Consider the following 14,896-nt stretch of genomic DNA (forward strand, 5'->3'; position numbering starts at 1 on the left):
CGGGACTGCGGGTGGTTCCCTTTGGCTCGCCGGTTTGGCCGGCGATCTATTTTAAGTTTAAAATATAATTGCTCGCGCCGGCGCGTCAACCCCGCAGGGGTGTCTGCCCATATGCGTGATACGCAGCGAAAAGCTATCGAAACACCCTTTTATTTTATAAAATAATATATACTATCGAAAAAGGGAGCAAGCTGGAGGAAAGTGTCATGAGCAATGCCCGCGAAAACTATCGCGAGGATGTGGCCGGCCGCGCCAATGTGGAGGATACGCCGGAACTACTGGCCTATTATGAAGATCTGGACCGGCACAAGGCAGGCGCGCTGTGGACCGTCGCCAACAAGATCGAGCCGTGGGAGCCGAAATCTTCCTCGGTCCCCGTTCTCTGGCGCTATGACGACCTGCGCGGCCACGTGCTGCGCTCGGTCGATCTGGTGACGCCGGAAAAGGCCGGCCGCCGCGTGATCTATCTCAACAATCCCGGCCGTCAGGATGTCGCCGCCGCGGTGGGCTGGCTTTATTCAGGCCTTCAGGTGATGCACCCAGGCGAGGCCGCTTCGGCGCATGCGCACTCCGCTTCGGCGCTGCGCTTCATCATGGAGGGATCGGGCGCCTATACAATCGTCGACGGCCACAAGATGACGCTCGGCGCCAACGATTTCGTGCTGACACCGAATGGCACCTGGCACGAGCACGGCATTGCCGAGGACGGCACGCCCTGCATCTGGCAGGACGGCCTCGACATTCCGCTGGTCAATGCGCTCGAAGCCAATTTCTACGCGGTGCATGAAGACCTGAAGCAGGCGGTCGGCCACCCTGTGGACGACATGACGGCGACCTGGGGCAATCCCGGCCTGCGCCCGGCGGAAGGCAAGTGGAGCCAGGCCTATTCGCCGCTGTTCAAATATGAATGGGCGCCGACCTATGAGGCCCTGAGCCGCTATGCCAAGGTGACGGACGGCTCGCCCTTTGACGGCGTGTTCATGAACTATGTCAATCCGATCACCGGCGGGCCTGTCATGCAGACCATCGGCGCGTCGATGCAGATGCTGCGGCCGGGCGAGAAGACCACGGCGCACCGCCATACTGGCAGCGTGCTCTATCAATGTGCGAAGGGCCGTGGCCATTCGATCATCAACGGTCGACGCTTCGACTGGAAGGAACGCGACATCTTCTGCGTGCCATCCTGGGCCTGGCACGAACATGCCAACGGTTCGGAAAGCGACGATGCCTGCCTGTTCTCCTTCAACGATATGCCGGTGATGCATTCGCTCGGTCTCTATCGCGAGCAGGCTTTCGGCGACAATGGCGGCCACCAGTCGATCACGGAATAGGCCGATTATGGAATGGAAAGGTAAAACATGCGTCTTGTAACCTACCGAAGCGGTGTCGAAGCCGCGGCTCGGCTCGGCGTCGTTCATGAAGATCTCGTCGTGGATGTGGAGTGGCTGGGACAATCCGTCGGTGTGGATATGCCCGACACGATGCTGGGGCTGATCGATCTGGGCCGCGTCGGGCTGGAGCGGCTGCGCGAGATGCTGGGCGATTGCGACGGCCGCTTCGCGGCGGGCACGGCCTATCCGCTCACCAATGTGAAGCTGCTTGCGCCGATCCCGCGTCCGCGCAAGAACATCTTCGGCGTGGGCCTCAACTATGTGGAGCATGTGGAGGAATCGGCCAAGTCGCTCGACACGTCGAAGGATCTGCCGACGCAGCCGGTCATTTTCTCCAAGCCGCCGACCACCGTGGTCGGCCCCGGCGACGCCATCGAGCACAATGGCCGCATGACGCAGCAGCTCGACTGGGAGGTCGAGCTTGCCGTCGTCATCGGCACGACGGCAAAACGCGTGACCGCAGAAGATGCGCTCGGCCACGTCTTCGGCTACAGCGTGATGATCGACGTCAGCGCGCGTGACAACCGCCGCGCCGGGCAGTGGATATTCTCCAAGGGACAGGACACCTATGCGCCGTTCGGCCCGTGCATCGTCACCGCCGACGAAATCGGCGACCCGCATGGCCTCGATCTGTGGCTGACGGTGAACGGCGTCGAAAAACAGCGTTCGAACACGCGCTTCATGCTATTCAATGTTCCGACGCTGATTGCGGACATCAGTTCCGGCATCACGCTGGAGCCGGGTGACATCATCGCCACCGGAACGCCCGCAGGTGTGGGCGCCGGACGCACCCCGCAGGAATGGCTGTGGCCGGGCGATGTGGTCGAGGCGACGGTGCAGGGGATCGGAACGATCCGGCACCCGGTGGTGGCCATCTGAGGCGTCGTTGAAATAGACGGAAAAACAGCCGGCTTTCGTCCGGCACAATCAAAAAGGGGAAGCTTGCCGTGACGATGAACATGACATTCAATCTGACGGGGAAACTGACGCGACGCAGCCTGATGGGTGCTCTGGCTGCCGGCGCCATGCTGGCCGCCATGCCCGCCATGGCTGAGGACGCCAAGCCCGTCACGATCGGCCTCATCACCACATTGTCGACGCCGGCCGGCTATATCGGCGAGGATATCCGCGACGCCTTCAATCTGGCGATCAAGGAAGACGGCGGCAAGCTCGGCGGCGTGCCTGTGACGCTGAAGGTCGAGGATGATGCGCTGAAGCCCGCCAACGGCAAGCAGATCGCCGACAAGATGCTGGGCGAAGGCATCAAACTCTATACGGGCATCAATTTCTCCAATGTGCTGGCGGCGGCGCTGCCGAGCGTCCTCAACGCCAAGGCCTTCTATGTCAGCAACAATCCGGGGCCTTCGACCTTCGCCGGCGAGAAGTGCAATCCGAATTATTTCGTCGCCTCCTACCAGAACGACTCCTTCCATGAAGCGGCGGGCCTCGGCGCCAACGAGCTGGGCTTCAAGAAGATGGTCATCCTCGCGCCAAACTATCAGGCCGGTCGCGACGCGCTGGAAGGGTTCAAGCGCACCTACAAGGGCGAGATCGTCGGCGAGATCTACACCAAGCTCGACCAGACGGATTTCTCCGTGGAGCTGGCGCGCATCAAGTCGCTGGCGCCGGACGCCATCTACCAGTTCCATCCGGGCGGGGCGGGCATCAATTTCGCCAAGCAATATGCCAATTCCGGTCTGGCGGGATCGGTCCCGATGATCATTCCGAGCTTCTCCATGGATGCGCGCATGATCTCGGCCACCGGCAATGCCGCGGAGGGCCTCTATGCCTCCGCGCTGTGGACCACGGAAACCGACAACCCGGCCTCCAAGGCCTTCGTCGAGGCATTCCGCAAGGATTACGGGCGAGACCCGACCATCTATGCGGCGCAGGCCTACGACACGGCGCATCTGATCGGGGCAGGCCTCAAGGCTGTCGGTGGTGATCTTTCCAGGGAAGACGATTTCCGCAGCGCGCTGCGCAAGGCCGACTTCACGGCGATCCGCGGTAACTTCAAGATGGGCCATAACCACCATCCCATTCAGGACTACTACCTGACGAAGTTCGAGAAGGGATCGGACGGCAAGATCGTCCAGAAGATCGTCAAGAAGGTCGCGTCCGACTATGCCGATGCCTATGCATCGAAATGCGCGATGAAATGATGATTGGGAAGTAACAGGACTGGAAATGAAGCGGGCGGGAGCGACCGCGCGACGGCACGCTCTTCCATCCACGATCCCGGATTCGAAGCCGCCGCCGGTTTCGGTTTGGGACCGTGGGCCTGAAACATGGATGATGAGGAAGGCGGATGCTGCTATTCATCGAACAGGTACTGAACGGCCTGCAATATGGTGCGATGCTCTTCATGCTGGCGTCGGGCCTGACCTTGATCTTCGGCATCATGGGCGTGATCAACCTGACCCACGGTGCGTTCTACATGGTGGGCGCCTATTGCGCCGCCTTCACCATCCTCGGCACCGGCAGCTTTCTGCTCGGCATGGTTGCCGCCATTTTGGGCGCGGGCCTCTATGCCATGGCGGTGGAGCTTTCGGTGATCCAGTGGCTCTACAGGCGCGACCATCTCTATCAGGTGCTGGCGACGCTGGGCCTTATCCTCTTCACCAACGAGGCGGTGAGCATGATTTTCGGCCGCCAGCCGCCCTTCGTGGACATTCCGCCCGCCCTGCAGGGCGCGGTGACGGTGTTTCCGGGCCTGGATTATTCGGTCATGCGGCTCGCCTTCATCGCCGTCGGTGCGCTGGTGGCGGTGGGCCTGTGGCTTCTGGTCAACCGGACGCGCATCGGCATGCTGATCCGCGCCGGCGCCGACGACCGTGAAATGGTCGACGCGCTGGGCGTCAATGTGCGCCGGCTCTACACGATCCTCTTCGCGCTCGGCGGCGCGCTGTGCGGGCTGGCCGGCGTCATGGCCGCTCCCCTGCTCGCAATCGAGATCGGCATGGGCGAGCGCGTTCTCATTACCACCTTCGTCGTCATCGTCATCGGTGGCGTGGGCTCGGTCAAGGGCGCGCTGGTCGGCGCGCTTCTGGTTGGCATGGTGGACAGCATGGGCCGCGCCTATCTTCCGCAGATCATGCTGCTGCTGCTGCCCCCCGCCGCCGCCGATACGCTGAGCGCCGGCCTCGTCTCGGCCAGCATCTACGTGCTGATGGCGGTGGTGCTGCTGTTCCGGCCGCTCGGCCTGCTGCCGGCAAGGACGTGAGCATGGCGAGGACCGCAATCATTCTCATCGGCCTCGTCGCCTTCGCGCTCGTGCCGCTGCTGGCTGGCGCGACGGGCAATGGCGCACTGGAAGGGCTGGCGACACGGATCGTCATCTACGCCATTGCCGCCGTCAGCCTCGACCTCATCATCGGCTATGGCGCGCTGGTCAGCTTCGGCCACGCCATGTTCTTCGGGCTGGGCGGCTATATGGTCGGCATCGTCGCCTATCACACAAATATGGGCGAGCCGCTGTTCGGCTGGGACGGGTCCAACGCCGCGCTCGTCGTCTGGCCGCTGGCGCTCGCCGCCTGCGTGGTGCTCGCCGTCGTTGTCGGCTGGCTGGCGCTCAAGACGGCCGGCGTGCAGTTCATCATGATCACGCTCGCCTTTGCGCAGATGGTATTCTTCATCCTCGTTTCGCTACAGACCTATGGCGGCGACGACGGCCTCCTGATCGACGCGCGCAACACATTGCCGCTGATCGACATCGGCAACGGCACTGTGTTCTATTATCTGTGCCTCGTCCTCCTCGTTCTATGGACGGCGTTCTGCACGATGATCGTCAATTCGCGCTTCGGCCTCATCTTCCAGGCGCTGCGCCAGAGCGAGCGGCGCGCGGTCAATCTCGGTGTGCGCCCGTTGAATTTTCGTCTGACGGCCTTCGTCATCTCCGCCTTCGGCGCGGGGCTGGCCGGCATCCTCTGGGCCAATTATGCGCTCTTCGTCACGCCCGACATGGCGGCCTGGTCGAAGTCCGGAGAGTTCATGGCTATCGTGGTGCTGGGCGGCCTCGGCACGCTGATCGGCCCGATCGCCGGCGCCGCCGTTTTCATCATCCTCGAACAGATCCTGTCCGGCTGGACCGAGCACTGGATGATCGTGATGGGACCGATCCTCACCCTGATCGCGCTTTTCGGCCAGCAGGGCATGCTCGGCCGGGTACTGGGGAACCGCCATGTTTGACACCAACGCTTCCGTTCTGGTCCTGGAAAACCTGCACAAGAAATTCGGCGCGCTGGTCGCCACCAATGGCGTCAGCCTCGACGTGAAGCAGGGCGAACTCCACGCGCTGATCGGTCCCAACGGCGCCGGCAAGTCCACGCTGATCGCGCAGATTTGCGGCGAGATCGCGCCGGACAGCGGGCGCGTCCTGTTCGACGGACAGGACATCACCCGCCTGCCGGCCTATCAGAGGGCGCGAATGGGCATGGGCCGCTCCTTCCAGCTCACCCAACTCTGCCCCGATTTCACGGCGATGGAAAATGTGCTCCTGTCGCTGGAGGCGAAGAACGGCGGCTCGGCGGACATCTTCCGCAATCCGCGCCGCAACGCGCGGAACCGCGAAATCGCCCGGACATGGCTCGACCGGGTCGGCCTCGGCGAGCACGAGGCGCGCATCGTCTCCAGCCTCGCTCATGGCCAGCGGCGGCAGCTTGAGATCGCGGTGGCACTGGCGCGCAGTCCGCGCCTCATCCTGCTCGATGAGCCGATGGCCGGTATGGGGCCGGAAGAATCCGCCTCGCTGACCGCGCTCCTGCAAAGCCTCAAGCGCGATTATCCGATCCTGCTCATCGAGCACGATATGGACGCCGTCTTCGCGCTGGCCGACCGGATCAGCGTCCTGGTCTACGGCAAGGTCATCTTCACCGGCACGGCGGCGGAAATCCGCGCGCATCCGGAAGTTCGCGCTGCCTATCTGGGGGAGGAAACCTGATGCTGACGCTCGACCGGCTGGAAGCCGGCTACGGACAGGCCCGCGTGCTGTTCGGCATGTCGCTGGAGGCGAAGGCGGGCGAGATCGTCTCGCTGATCGGCCGGAACGGTATGGGCAAGACCACCACCGTCAAGGCGATCATGGGCATGGTCAAACCGACCGGCGGGACGGTGCGCTTCGGCGACACGGTCGTCAACCGCATGCCGCCCAACGCCATCGCGCGGCTCGGCATCGGGCTGGTGCCGGAGGGCCGACGGGTGTTCCCCTCGCTCACCGTGGAGGAAAACCTGATCGCCACGGCCCGGCCCGGCGCGTGGACGCTACAGCGGGTGGTGGCGCTCTTCCCGCGGCTGGAGGAGCGCAAGCGCCAGGCCGCGCGCACGCTTTCGGGCGGGGAGCAGCAGATGCTCGCCATCGGCCGCGCGCTGCTGACCAATCCGAAGCTGCTCATCCTCGACGAGGCGACGGAAGGGCTTGCACCCATTATCCGCGCCGAAATCTGGCGCTGCCTGCACGAATTGAAGACCATTGGCCAGACCATCCTCGTCATCGACAAGAATCTGGGCGAAATGGCGAGCCTCGTCGACCGCCACAACATCGTGGACAAGGGCCGCGTGGTGTGGACGGGAAGCCCGGCGGAACTCGCCGCCGAACACGACCTCTCTCACCGCTATCTGGGGATATGACCATGGATGGTTTCACCTATCAGGGGTACGACGCGGCGGCGCTCGACATCGAATACAACGCACGCGCCAGCGTCGCCTCCTTCCACGACGAATATGCGCGGCTGGTCGAGGTCAGCCGACAGGTGACGGCGCAAATCCCGAACCGGACGGGCATCGTCTACGACCGGCTGAGCGGCGAGACGTTGGATTTCTATCCGGCTGACGAAGGCGCGCCGCTTTTCGTGTGGATTCACGGCGGCTACTGGCGCGGTGGCAATGCGGCTGACAACGCCTTCGCCGTGCCGGGCCTGCACGCGCGCGGCTTTTCCGTTGCCGTGCTCGATTATACGCTTGCCCCCGCCGTGACGCTGGACGAGATAGTCCGGCAGGTGCGCGCGGCACTATCCTATCTCCACGCGCATCGTGGTGTCCTGAAGCTCGGCAACGGCCCCTTCGTGGCCGGCGGTACCTCGGCAGGCGGCCATCTTACCGCCATGCTTCTGGCCGACGGTTGGCACGAGGCATTCGGCGTTCCGCGCGACATCGTCGCCGTGGGCCTGGACCTGTCGGGCCTGCACGACCTGACGCCGTTGCCGCACACGCATGTCAATGCGTGGATGCAGTTTGATACGGCCATGGTGGCGCGCAATAGCCCGCAATTCCTGATCCCGCCGGAAAGCTCCGTCCATTTGGTCGCCTCGGTGGGCGGGCTGGAAACGGCCGAGTTTCGCCGCCAGACCGCCGCCTATGCTGGTGCATGGCGGCAGGCGGGTCATGCTGCCACCGTGATCGACATGCCCGAACACAATCATTTCGACCTGCCGCTGACGCTGCGCGAACCGGATGGAAAACTGGTGCGCGCCGTCGTGGAAGCCTACAGCCACTGGAGCGCATCCGTTTTTCCCCGAAACGTGAAAGCGCTCTGACCCTTTGTTTTTATGTATTTCCGAAAGCAAGACCGCTACCCACTTTTGCCGGAAATGCGCTATCGAGAAGGAAACAGCCCATGAGCAAGCCTTGGAAAGCCGCCGTCGCGCAGATCGCCTCCGTCCCCGACGATTCCGTCGCCTCGGCGCGCAAGGCCGCCGACGCCATCCGCAAGGCGGCGGGCGAGGGTGCGCGGCTGATTGTCTTCCCGGAAGCCTTTCTCGGCGGCTATCCGAAGGGGGCGTCCTTCGGCTGCCCCATTGGCATGCGCAGGCCGGAAGGGCGCGACGCCTATCTGAACTATCACAAGGCGGCCATCGACCTCGACGGCGAGGAAGTGGAGATCGTCTGCGAGGCGACGGCGGCAACCGAGACCTTTGTTGTCATCGGCTGCATCGAGCGCGACGGCGGCACCCTCTATTGCACGGCGCTGTTCTTCGATGGCGCGCGGGGCCTCATCGGCAAGCACCGCAAGCTGATGCCGACGGCGGCGGAGCGCCTGATCTGGGGCTTCGGCGATGGCTCGACCATGCCAGTCTTCGACACGCCGCTGGGGCGCGTGGGCGCGGTGATCTGCTGGGAGAACTATATGCCCATGCTGCGCATGCATATGTATGCACAGGGCATCAGCATCTATTGTGCGCCGACGGCGGACGACCGCGACACATGGGTGCCTTCCATGCAGCATATCGCGCTGGAAGGCCGCTGCTTCGTGCTCACCGCGTGTCAGCACATCACACGCGGCGCCTATCCGGCCGATCATGAATCGGCGCTTGGCGACGAGCCGGACACGGTCATGATGCGCGGCGGCAGCGCCATCATCAACCCGCTGGGCAAGGTGCTGGCCGGGCCGGATTTCAGCGGCGAGACGATCCTCTACGCCGAGATCGATCCCGACGAGGTCGAGCGCGGCAAGTTCGATTTCGACGTGAGCGGCCATTACGGACGGCCGGACGTGTTCCAGCTCACCGTGGACGACCGGCCCAAGAGCACGGTCAATACGCTGTCGCGCGCCGGGAAAGAGTGACGCCATGCGCTTCGATATGAACAGGCTTTCCGGACAGGAACGCTACAAGATCATGGCGTCGTCCATCGTGCCGCGCCCCATCGCGTGGATCACCAGCATCTCCGCCGACGGCGTGCGCAATGCCGCGCCGTTCAGCTTCTTCAACATGATGGGCAACACGCCGCCGACGGTCGCCATCGGACTGATGCCGCAGGAAGGTGGCCTCAAGGACACGGCGGCCAACATTCTCGCCACGGGCGAATTCGTCATCAATCTGGTGGACGAGGAGCATGTCGAGGCGATGAACATGACCTGCATCGACGCACCCGCCGAGATTGACGAGATCGCGCTGGCCGGGCTTGCCGTCACGCCATCCGAGACGGTGGCCCCGCCGCGTATCGCCTCCGCGCCGGTCTCGATGGAATGCCGGATGTTGAGTTCGGTGGTGACGGGCCCGCTACAGACCATCGTGATCGGGCAGGTGGCGATGGTTCATATCCGTGATGAGTTTGTGCTGGATGCGGAGCGCTGCTATATCGACACGCCGCGGCTGGGGCTGGTCGCCCGCATGCACGGCAGCGGCGGTTATCTGCGGTCGGGAGACTATTTCCAGATCGATCGGCCGACATGGAAAGACTATACGGAAGGCAAGACGGAACGGCCCAGCCTGTCGCCCGTCTGAAAATGAGAACAAGTTCCGGTGCTGCAATGACACGAGCGGAATCCGCCTATTTCAATCTGCGTAACGACATCTTGCATGGGCGGCTTATTCCCGGTCAGCCGTTGCGGCTGGAATTCCTCAAGACGCAATACGGCCTCAGCTTCTCGCCTCTGCGCGAGGCGCTGAACCGGCTTCATGCCGAGCGGCTGGTGGTCAACGATCCGCCGCGCGGCTTCACCGTCGCGCCGGTTTCCCCGGCCGAGATGCACGACGTGATGGGCGTGCGCATCCTCATCGAAAGCGAGGCGCTGCGCCTGTCGGTCGAAAAGGGCGGCGACGACTGGGAGACGGAGCTGGTGGCCGCCTTCCACAAGCTCGACCTGCAGTCGCGCCGCATCCGGGCAGCGGAGCACGCGGCCGACGACGAGGCGCTGATGCAGTTCGAGACGCGCCATCATGAGTTCCACCGCGCGCTCCTGACCGCCTGCGGCTCGCCGCGCCTGCTGGCGCTGTTCGAGCAGCTCTATGCCGAAACGCAACGCTACCGCCTGCCGATCTTCCGCGGCGAAGGCCCGACCGCGCCGGGGCGCGACCTCTCCGCAGAGCACAGCCAGATCATGGAAGCCGCCCTCGCGCGCCAGGCCGACACGGCGGTGCGCCTGCTTCAGGTGCATTACCGCCGCACGGCGGAAGATATCGCCGGCTCCGCCGCCTGAACCGCGCCGTTCGGTCTTCTCCGGCAAAACGCTTTCGCTTCATTGACATCACCCTTCAAAGGGCAGGCCGCATCGCGGCCCGTTGGACAGGATCTCGGCAAATTAGTTCATATATAAAATTATGTTGTTGCATGTGTATGGGGATGTGCTTTATCGTGCGGGGATGGATTTCAACGGGGATTTCAAGTCTGTAGCATGAACGAGCTTGTCCAGAACAACACATCCGAACGGCCGGTGCCGCTTGCTCGCGAGCAGATGGATGCGGAGCTGTGGTCCACGGATATACGGATTCAGTTTGGCGACTGCGACCCGGCGGGCATCGTCTACACACCGCAATTCTTCCACATCTTCAACGTGGCGGTGGAGCGCTGGTATGAGGGCGCGCTCGGTCTCGATTATTACGCCTTCATTCGAGACCGGCGCATCGGCGTCGGCTATGTCAGCGCGCATGCGGACTTCTTCGTGCCCAGTACGATGGGCAAGACGCTTTCCGTCGCCATAAAGGTGGAGCGTATCGGCACCTCGTCCTTCGTGCTCGTGCTGCACGCCTTTCAGGACGGGCGGGAGGCGTTGCGCGGCCGGATGACTGTCGTGACCACCGATCTGGACAGGCACAGGCCCATCCCCATCCCGCGGGATTTGCGTGAGGCGCTGCTTGCTTATATGGAAGGAAAAACACGCTGACGGAATGGGGAGCATCGAAGCATGGCTGACGGCAAGACGGAAACGGAAGACGGACGCCGCAAGGCCGAAACGCGCATCTGGCTTCAGATTCTGACCCTTGAAAACGTGATCTTCACGAAGCTGAACAATGTGCTTCTGGCCGAGGCCGGGCTTTCCATCGCGAAATTCGAGTTTCTGGCGCAGGTGGACCGCTATCCCGACGGTGTGACGCTGGGCGAGATTTCACGGAACCTCAAGGTGACAAGCGGCAATGTCTCCGGTCTGGTGCGCCGCCTTCTGGCCGACCGGCTGATCACCAAGACCATGTCGGCGGCGGACCGGCGCTCCTTCATCGTGCGCTTCACGCCGCTCGGCCGCGAGACCTTCGACAAGGCCAATGCGTTGCACGCGGCGACGCTGGGCGAGTGCTTCGCCGGGCTGCCGCTCGGCGATCTGGAAAGCCTGCTGGCGCGGCTGCGCGGTCTTGCCACCCATGTGCAGAGGCAGACCGATGGCAAATCCTGATCAGGCGGGTCCCGAGCAGGCGGGTGAGGAAGAAGCCGCCGGCGTCGCCCTGCTGTGCGAGCCGGACGATCTGCACGCCTATATTCCCTATCTGTTGAACTGGCTGACCAATCGCTGGAATCTCGATCAGAACAGGGAGTTGAGCGAGCACGGTATCAATGCCACGATCCTGCGCGCGCTTTCGGCGCTCTACATCTTCAAGCGCCTCACGGTCAACGAGATCGCTGCCTATGCGATGGCCGAGCAGTCCAATGCCAGCCGGACCATCGACAGCATGGTTTCGGCCGGGCTGGTCGAACGCCATATCTCGGAAAGCGACCTGCGCCGGCGTGACATCATGCTGACCGGGAAGGGCGAGGCGCTTCTGAAACGGCTGTGGCCGGCCATGGTGCGCAATCACCGGCGCATGGTGGCCGATATTCCGAAGAAGGATATCGATATCTGCATCGCCACGCTGAAAGCGATGATGCGCAACCTGTCCGGCGCGTAAGGCTCAGCTTTCGGCCTTGAGCGGATGATAGCGCCGGTCGAACCAGATCAGCGTTTCGGTCTGTTCGCTGGACGCCAGCATATCGACCACGCGCGCATAGAAAACCGAATGACTGCCGATGGCGCGCCGCTCGATGATGCGGCAATCGAAGGCGACCACCGCGTCCTGCAGCACCGGCGCGCCGGTGACGAGCTTGGTCCAGTTGCCCGCCTGAAAGCGCTCCGCCCCGCCGCGCCCGGCGAAGCTGTTCGACAGGTCGACATGACGGCCAGCCAGCACGTTGACGCACAGATTGCCGTTGCCGTTGAACACGTCGTGCGAACGGTTCTTCTGGTTCACACAGACGAGCAGTGTCGGCGGCATGTCGGTGATCGAGCACACGGCGGAAGCCGTCATGCCGTGGCGGCCTTCGGGCCCGTCGGAGGTGATGAGATTGACCGCCGCGCCGAGACGGCTCATGCCTTGCCGGAATGTTTCTGCATTGACTTCCATAAGCTCGCCTTCCGGTTCCTCTCTGGGGGATCGCGAACCGCCGCATGGCGGTCCGGTTTCGTGTTAACGCATGAAAAGGCCGCCGTTCACGTCCCAGCACGCGCCGGTGGCCGTGGCTGCCTCGGGTGCGGCGAGCAGCAGCACCACCGAGGCCACATAGGCGGGATCGATGAGCTGGCCGACCGGAATATTGGTCAGCATGCCGGGCATCTTTTCCGGTGGCACCAGCGCATGCACCAGCGGCGTGTCCATCGGGCCGGGGGCGACGGCGTTGACCGTCACGCCGAACGGAGCCAGATCACGCGCAAAGACCTTGGTGAGCGTGATAATGGCGCCTTTCGAGGCAGCGTAATGCGCACCGGTCGCCGTGCCGCCATTCTGTCCGGCGAGCGAGACCATGTTGACGATGCGTCCGTAGCCGCGCTCCTTGAAATAGCGCCCAAGGACAAGGCAGCCGGTGAAGACGCCGCCGGCATTGGTGGCCATCACTTCGTTGAATTCCGCCGGTTCGATGTCGAGCAGCGGACGCGCCTTGGTGACGGCTGCGTTGTTGACCAGCGCCTCGACCGAACCCCAGCGCGCCACCGCCTCGTCGAGCACGCGCCGGTAATCCGCTTCGGCGCGTATATCGAGCCTCGCCGCCAGCACCCGCTCGCCCGCCGGGTCGAGTTCCGCCGCAAGCCGCCCCGCCGCATCGTCGTCCACGTCGGAGATCACGACATTGTAGCCAGCGGTGTGGAAGGTCTTGGCGACTACAGCGCCGAAGCCCGCGCCGGCGCCGGTGACTATGACCGTGTTCATAGATTGGCCGGGACTTCGAGAGCCCGCCCCATGCGCGCCTCGACGCGGCAATATTTCCACAGCCTGTCGTCGGTGTCGCCGACGGGGATGGTGCGGAACAGGTTGCAGGCTTGACGCACGGTTTCGCGGTCGGGCACGTCGGCCATGATATAAGCCGTCCACGGGAAGCCGGTGGGCGAGGTGCCGACCATTGTTTCGTCGTCGTCCAACATGCCGAGGATGGTGACACCGGGCAGGTCGGAAATGCCCTTCATCATGGTGCCGAAGGCTTTCCAGACCGGGCCGATCTGCGAGAAGGGCAGATCGAAGAAATTCTGTAGCACGGCGATGCAGAACAGAACGCGGATGGGTTTTTGTTCACTCATTTCATTTTCTCCCTGGAACATTTCCGAGCCGAAACTGCGGAGCGGGTTTGGCGCGGATAATGCGTTGAAACAATGATTTATGGGTATCCGGGGGCGACAGGCTGGCCCAGCGACGCGGCCCCGGCAAGGGTCCATGTGCCGATCCCGAGGAAGGCGTGCTGTGCCACGGCCGCAGCGTCGAGCATGCAACGGGACACCGGATGGCCGCGCCGCAACGCTTCCGTTCCGGTCATGACGAAGGCCATGCGCGCCACTTCCGCGCCGGCATGGGCCGCCTCGGTGGAGCTGAGCCGCAGGCGGATGTGCGCTTCGCGCTCGACCGGATCGCCGGCCTTTACCTGCTCCCATGCCTCGTGGATGGCGTCGTAGAAGAAGCAACGCGCGCTACGCAGCCGCGCCTCCGCCCTGCCGAGATCGGCCTGGATGTGCGGGCGCGCGCCGATGGGTGGCGCGCCGGTGATGGCTGGCTTCTCGCGCGCCTCGCGGTGCAGCCAGTCCAGCGCCTCGCGCGCCGTGCCGAGCGCCACCACGGCCAGAACCTGCGAGGCCAGTGCCATGGACGGATAGCGGAAGATCGCTTCGTCGCGCTGGGCTTCGCCGCCGCGGATGAAAGTCCATTCCTCCGGCACCACGACGCAGTCGGCCACGATGTCATGGCTGCCGGTGCCGGTCAGACCGATCACGTCCCACGTGTGCTTGATCGAGATCTTCTCGCGCGGCATGACGGCCATGCGCGGCAGGCTCGACGTCGAGCCGCCCTCCACGCGGATGCCCGCGCCGATGAGTTGCGCGCCCATGCAGCCCGAGCAATAGGGCCAGCGGCCCTGCACCTCGAAGCCGCCCTCGACCTGATTGGCGACCTGCGGCGGAAAGATGGAGCCGGCGAAGACTGTGTCCGGGTCCGTGCCGAAGATGGTCTCGTAGGTGGCGCGGGGCAACGCGCCGAGATAGACGGCGGAAACGCCGAAACTGGCGACCCAACCCGTCGAGGCATCGGCGGCGGACAGCGTCTCGATCAACGCGCAGAATTCTGCCGGCCCCAACTCGTCTCCGCCCAGCGCCTTCGGGACGAAGGCGCGATAGGCACCGACCGCCTTCAGCCGGTCCACCATGTCACGCGGGACATAGGTGAGCTTCTCGAACTCGTCGCGCCTGGCGCGGATTTCCGCAAGGACGTCGTCCATGGCGACCGTCCGCGTTTTTTCATTCTCGACCGACCTGTTCATAGCTCCTCCGTTCCATGCCCCTTTTATTA

At 63.8% G+C, this 14,896-nt stretch carries 18 protein-coding genes; 14 read left to right on the forward strand and 4 right to left on the reverse strand.

What is annotated here, in order from left to right:
- The first annotated feature begins 206 nt into the window (after window positions 1–206).
- The 14 genes from AVM02_RS01195 (at window position 207) to AVM02_RS01260 (ending at window position 11,983) form a co-directional block, all read left to right on the forward strand.
- Window positions 207–1,331 carry a cupin domain-containing protein gene (locus tag AVM02_RS01195; RefSeq protein ID WP_411505190.1) on the forward strand — a complete coding sequence of 375 codons (1,125 nt, stop codon included), beginning with the start codon at window positions 207–209 and terminating at the stop codon, window positions 1,329–1,331.
- 27 nt (window positions 1,332–1,358) lie between these two features.
- Window positions 1,359–2,270 carry a fumarylacetoacetate hydrolase family protein gene (locus tag AVM02_RS01200; protein WP_411505191.1) on the forward strand — a complete coding sequence of 304 codons (912 nt, stop codon included), beginning with the start codon at window positions 1,359–1,361 and terminating at the stop codon, window positions 2,268–2,270.
- A gap of 74 nt (window positions 2,271–2,344) precedes the next feature.
- Window positions 2,345–3,553 (forward strand): ABC transporter substrate-binding protein, encoded by a 1,209-nt coding sequence (locus tag AVM02_RS01205; RefSeq protein ID WP_411505298.1) that lies wholly within the window; start codon window positions 2,345–2,347, stop codon window positions 3,551–3,553.
- A 146-nt stretch (window positions 3,554–3,699) separates the two neighbouring features.
- Complete coding sequence (locus AVM02_RS01210; protein ID WP_411505192.1) at window positions 3,700–4,614, forward strand: branched-chain amino acid ABC transporter permease; 915 nt, start codon at window positions 3,700–3,702, stop codon at window positions 4,612–4,614.
- Between the two features lie 2 nt (window positions 4,615–4,616).
- Window positions 4,617–5,579, forward strand: coding sequence for a branched-chain amino acid ABC transporter permease (locus AVM02_RS01215; RefSeq protein WP_411505193.1), 963 nt, complete (start codon window positions 4,617–4,619; stop codon window positions 5,577–5,579).
- On the forward strand, window positions 5,572–6,330 hold the full coding sequence (locus tag AVM02_RS01220) for an ABC transporter ATP-binding protein (protein ID WP_411505194.1): 759 nt from the start codon (window positions 5,572–5,574) through the stop codon (window positions 6,328–6,330). Before AVM02_RS01215 ends, AVM02_RS01220 begins: the two co-directional genes overlap by 8 nt.
- Window positions 6,330–7,016 (forward strand): ABC transporter ATP-binding protein, encoded by a 687-nt coding sequence (locus AVM02_RS01225; protein WP_411505195.1) that lies wholly within the window; start codon window positions 6,330–6,332, stop codon window positions 7,014–7,016. The genes AVM02_RS01220 and AVM02_RS01225 overlap by 1 nt, the downstream gene beginning before the upstream one ends.
- Window positions 7,017–7,018: 2 nt before the next feature.
- Window positions 7,019–7,921 carry an alpha/beta hydrolase gene (locus tag AVM02_RS01230; RefSeq protein WP_411505196.1) on the forward strand — a complete coding sequence of 301 codons (903 nt, stop codon included), beginning with the start codon at window positions 7,019–7,021 and terminating at the stop codon, window positions 7,919–7,921.
- Window positions 7,922–8,001: 80 nt separating this feature from the next.
- Complete coding sequence (locus AVM02_RS01235) at window positions 8,002–8,949, forward strand: carbon-nitrogen hydrolase family protein (protein ID WP_411505197.1); 948 nt, start codon at window positions 8,002–8,004, stop codon at window positions 8,947–8,949.
- A 4-nt stretch (window positions 8,950–8,953) separates the two neighbouring features.
- Complete coding sequence (locus AVM02_RS01240; RefSeq protein WP_411505198.1) at window positions 8,954–9,610, forward strand: flavin reductase family protein; 657 nt, start codon at window positions 8,954–8,956, stop codon at window positions 9,608–9,610.
- 2 nt (window positions 9,611–9,612) lie between these two features.
- Complete coding sequence (locus AVM02_RS01245) at window positions 9,613–10,305, forward strand: GntR family transcriptional regulator (RefSeq protein ID WP_411505199.1); 693 nt, start codon at window positions 9,613–9,615, stop codon at window positions 10,303–10,305.
- A 195-nt stretch (window positions 10,306–10,500) separates the two neighbouring features.
- The gene (locus AVM02_RS01250) at window positions 10,501–10,989 is read left to right on the forward strand and encodes an acyl-CoA thioesterase (RefSeq protein WP_411505200.1); all 489 of its coding nucleotides are present in this window, start codon (window positions 10,501–10,503) and stop codon (window positions 10,987–10,989) included.
- A 21-nt stretch (window positions 10,990–11,010) separates the two neighbouring features.
- A complete protein-coding gene (locus AVM02_RS01255; RefSeq protein ID WP_411505201.1) occupies window positions 11,011–11,493 on the forward strand; it encodes a MarR family winged helix-turn-helix transcriptional regulator in 483 nt (160 codons plus the stop codon).
- Window positions 11,480–11,983: a MarR family winged helix-turn-helix transcriptional regulator gene (locus AVM02_RS01260; RefSeq protein WP_411505202.1), complete on the forward strand. Its 504-nt coding sequence runs from the start codon at window positions 11,480–11,482 to the stop codon at window positions 11,981–11,983. The genes AVM02_RS01255 and AVM02_RS01260 overlap by 14 nt, the downstream gene beginning before the upstream one ends.
- 3 nt (window positions 11,984–11,986) lie before the next feature.
- On the opposite strand, the gene AVM02_RS01265 is transcribed toward AVM02_RS01260, so the two are convergent.
- From AVM02_RS01265 to AVM02_RS01280, 4 genes are all read right to left on the reverse strand, one after another.
- Complete coding sequence (locus tag AVM02_RS01265) at window positions 11,987–12,475, reverse strand: flavin reductase (RefSeq protein ID WP_411505203.1); 489 nt, start codon at window positions 12,473–12,475, stop codon at window positions 11,987–11,989.
- Between the two features lie 63 nt (window positions 12,476–12,538).
- On the reverse strand, window positions 12,539–13,276 hold the full coding sequence (locus AVM02_RS01270) for an SDR family NAD(P)-dependent oxidoreductase (protein WP_411505204.1): 738 nt from the start codon (window positions 13,274–13,276) through the stop codon (window positions 12,539–12,541).
- On the reverse strand, window positions 13,273–13,641 hold the full coding sequence (locus AVM02_RS01275; RefSeq protein WP_411505205.1) for a hypothetical protein: 369 nt from the start codon (window positions 13,639–13,641) through the stop codon (window positions 13,273–13,275). Before AVM02_RS01275 ends, AVM02_RS01270 begins: the two co-directional genes overlap by 4 nt.
- Before the next feature lie 77 nt (window positions 13,642–13,718).
- On the reverse strand, window positions 13,719–14,867 hold the full coding sequence (locus tag AVM02_RS01280) for an acyl-CoA dehydrogenase family protein (protein WP_411505206.1): 1,149 nt from the start codon (window positions 14,865–14,867) through the stop codon (window positions 13,719–13,721).
- Window positions 14,868–14,896 lie beyond the last annotated feature (29 nt).

The sequence above is a fragment of the Brucella anthropi genome, from assembly GCF_046630315.1.
GTDB classification, from domain to species: domain Bacteria; phylum Pseudomonadota; class Alphaproteobacteria; order Rhizobiales; family Rhizobiaceae; genus Brucella; species Brucella anthropi_A.

Excerpts from the sequence above, each read along its gene's own strand:
- AVM02_RS01215 (WP_411505193.1), top strand. The coding sequence starts at position 4,617 with ATGGCGAGGACCGCAATCATTCTCATCGGCCTCGTCGCCTTCGCGCTC.
- AVM02_RS01195 (WP_411505190.1), top strand. The coding sequence starts at position 207 with ATGAGCAATGCCCGCGAAAACTATCGCGAGGATGTGGCCGGCCGCGCC.
- AVM02_RS01250 (WP_411505200.1), top strand. The coding sequence starts at position 10,501 with ATGAACGAGCTTGTCCAGAACAACACATCCGAACGGCCGGTGCCGCTT.
- AVM02_RS01270 (WP_411505204.1), bottom strand. The coding sequence starts at position 13,276 with ATGAACACGGTCATAGTCACCGGCGCCGGCGCGGGCTTCGGCGCTGTA.
- AVM02_RS01240 (WP_411505198.1), top strand. The coding sequence starts at position 8,954 with ATGCGCTTCGATATGAACAGGCTTTCCGGACAGGAACGCTACAAGATC.
- AVM02_RS01255 (WP_411505201.1), top strand. The coding sequence starts at position 11,011 with ATGGCTGACGGCAAGACGGAAACGGAAGACGGACGCCGCAAGGCCGAA.
- AVM02_RS01225 (WP_411505195.1), top strand. The coding sequence starts at position 6,330 with ATGCTGACGCTCGACCGGCTGGAAGCCGGCTACGGACAGGCCCGCGTG.
- AVM02_RS01275 (WP_411505205.1), bottom strand. The coding sequence starts at position 13,641 with ATGAGTGAACAAAAACCCATCCGCGTTCTGTTCTGCATCGCCGTGCTA.
- AVM02_RS01200 (WP_411505191.1), top strand. The coding sequence starts at position 1,359 with ATGCGTCTTGTAACCTACCGAAGCGGTGTCGAAGCCGCGGCTCGGCTC.
- AVM02_RS01265 (WP_411505203.1), bottom strand. The coding sequence starts at position 12,475 with ATGGAAGTCAATGCAGAAACATTCCGGCAAGGCATGAGCCGTCTCGGC.
- AVM02_RS01245 (WP_411505199.1), top strand. The coding sequence starts at position 9,613 with ATGAGAACAAGTTCCGGTGCTGCAATGACACGAGCGGAATCCGCCTAT.
- AVM02_RS01235 (WP_411505197.1), top strand. The coding sequence starts at position 8,002 with ATGAGCAAGCCTTGGAAAGCCGCCGTCGCGCAGATCGCCTCCGTCCCC.
- AVM02_RS01205 (WP_411505298.1), top strand. The coding sequence starts at position 2,345 with ATGAACATGACATTCAATCTGACGGGGAAACTGACGCGACGCAGCCTG.
- AVM02_RS01260 (WP_411505202.1), top strand. The coding sequence starts at position 11,480 with ATGGCAAATCCTGATCAGGCGGGTCCCGAGCAGGCGGGTGAGGAAGAA.
- AVM02_RS01230 (WP_411505196.1), top strand. The coding sequence starts at position 7,019 with ATGGATGGTTTCACCTATCAGGGGTACGACGCGGCGGCGCTCGACATC.
- AVM02_RS01220 (WP_411505194.1), top strand. The coding sequence starts at position 5,572 with ATGTTTGACACCAACGCTTCCGTTCTGGTCCTGGAAAACCTGCACAAG.
- AVM02_RS01280 (WP_411505206.1), bottom strand. The coding sequence starts at position 14,867 with ATGAACAGGTCGGTCGAGAATGAAAAAACGCGGACGGTCGCCATGGAC.
- AVM02_RS01210 (WP_411505192.1), top strand. The coding sequence starts at position 3,700 with ATGCTGCTATTCATCGAACAGGTACTGAACGGCCTGCAATATGGTGCG.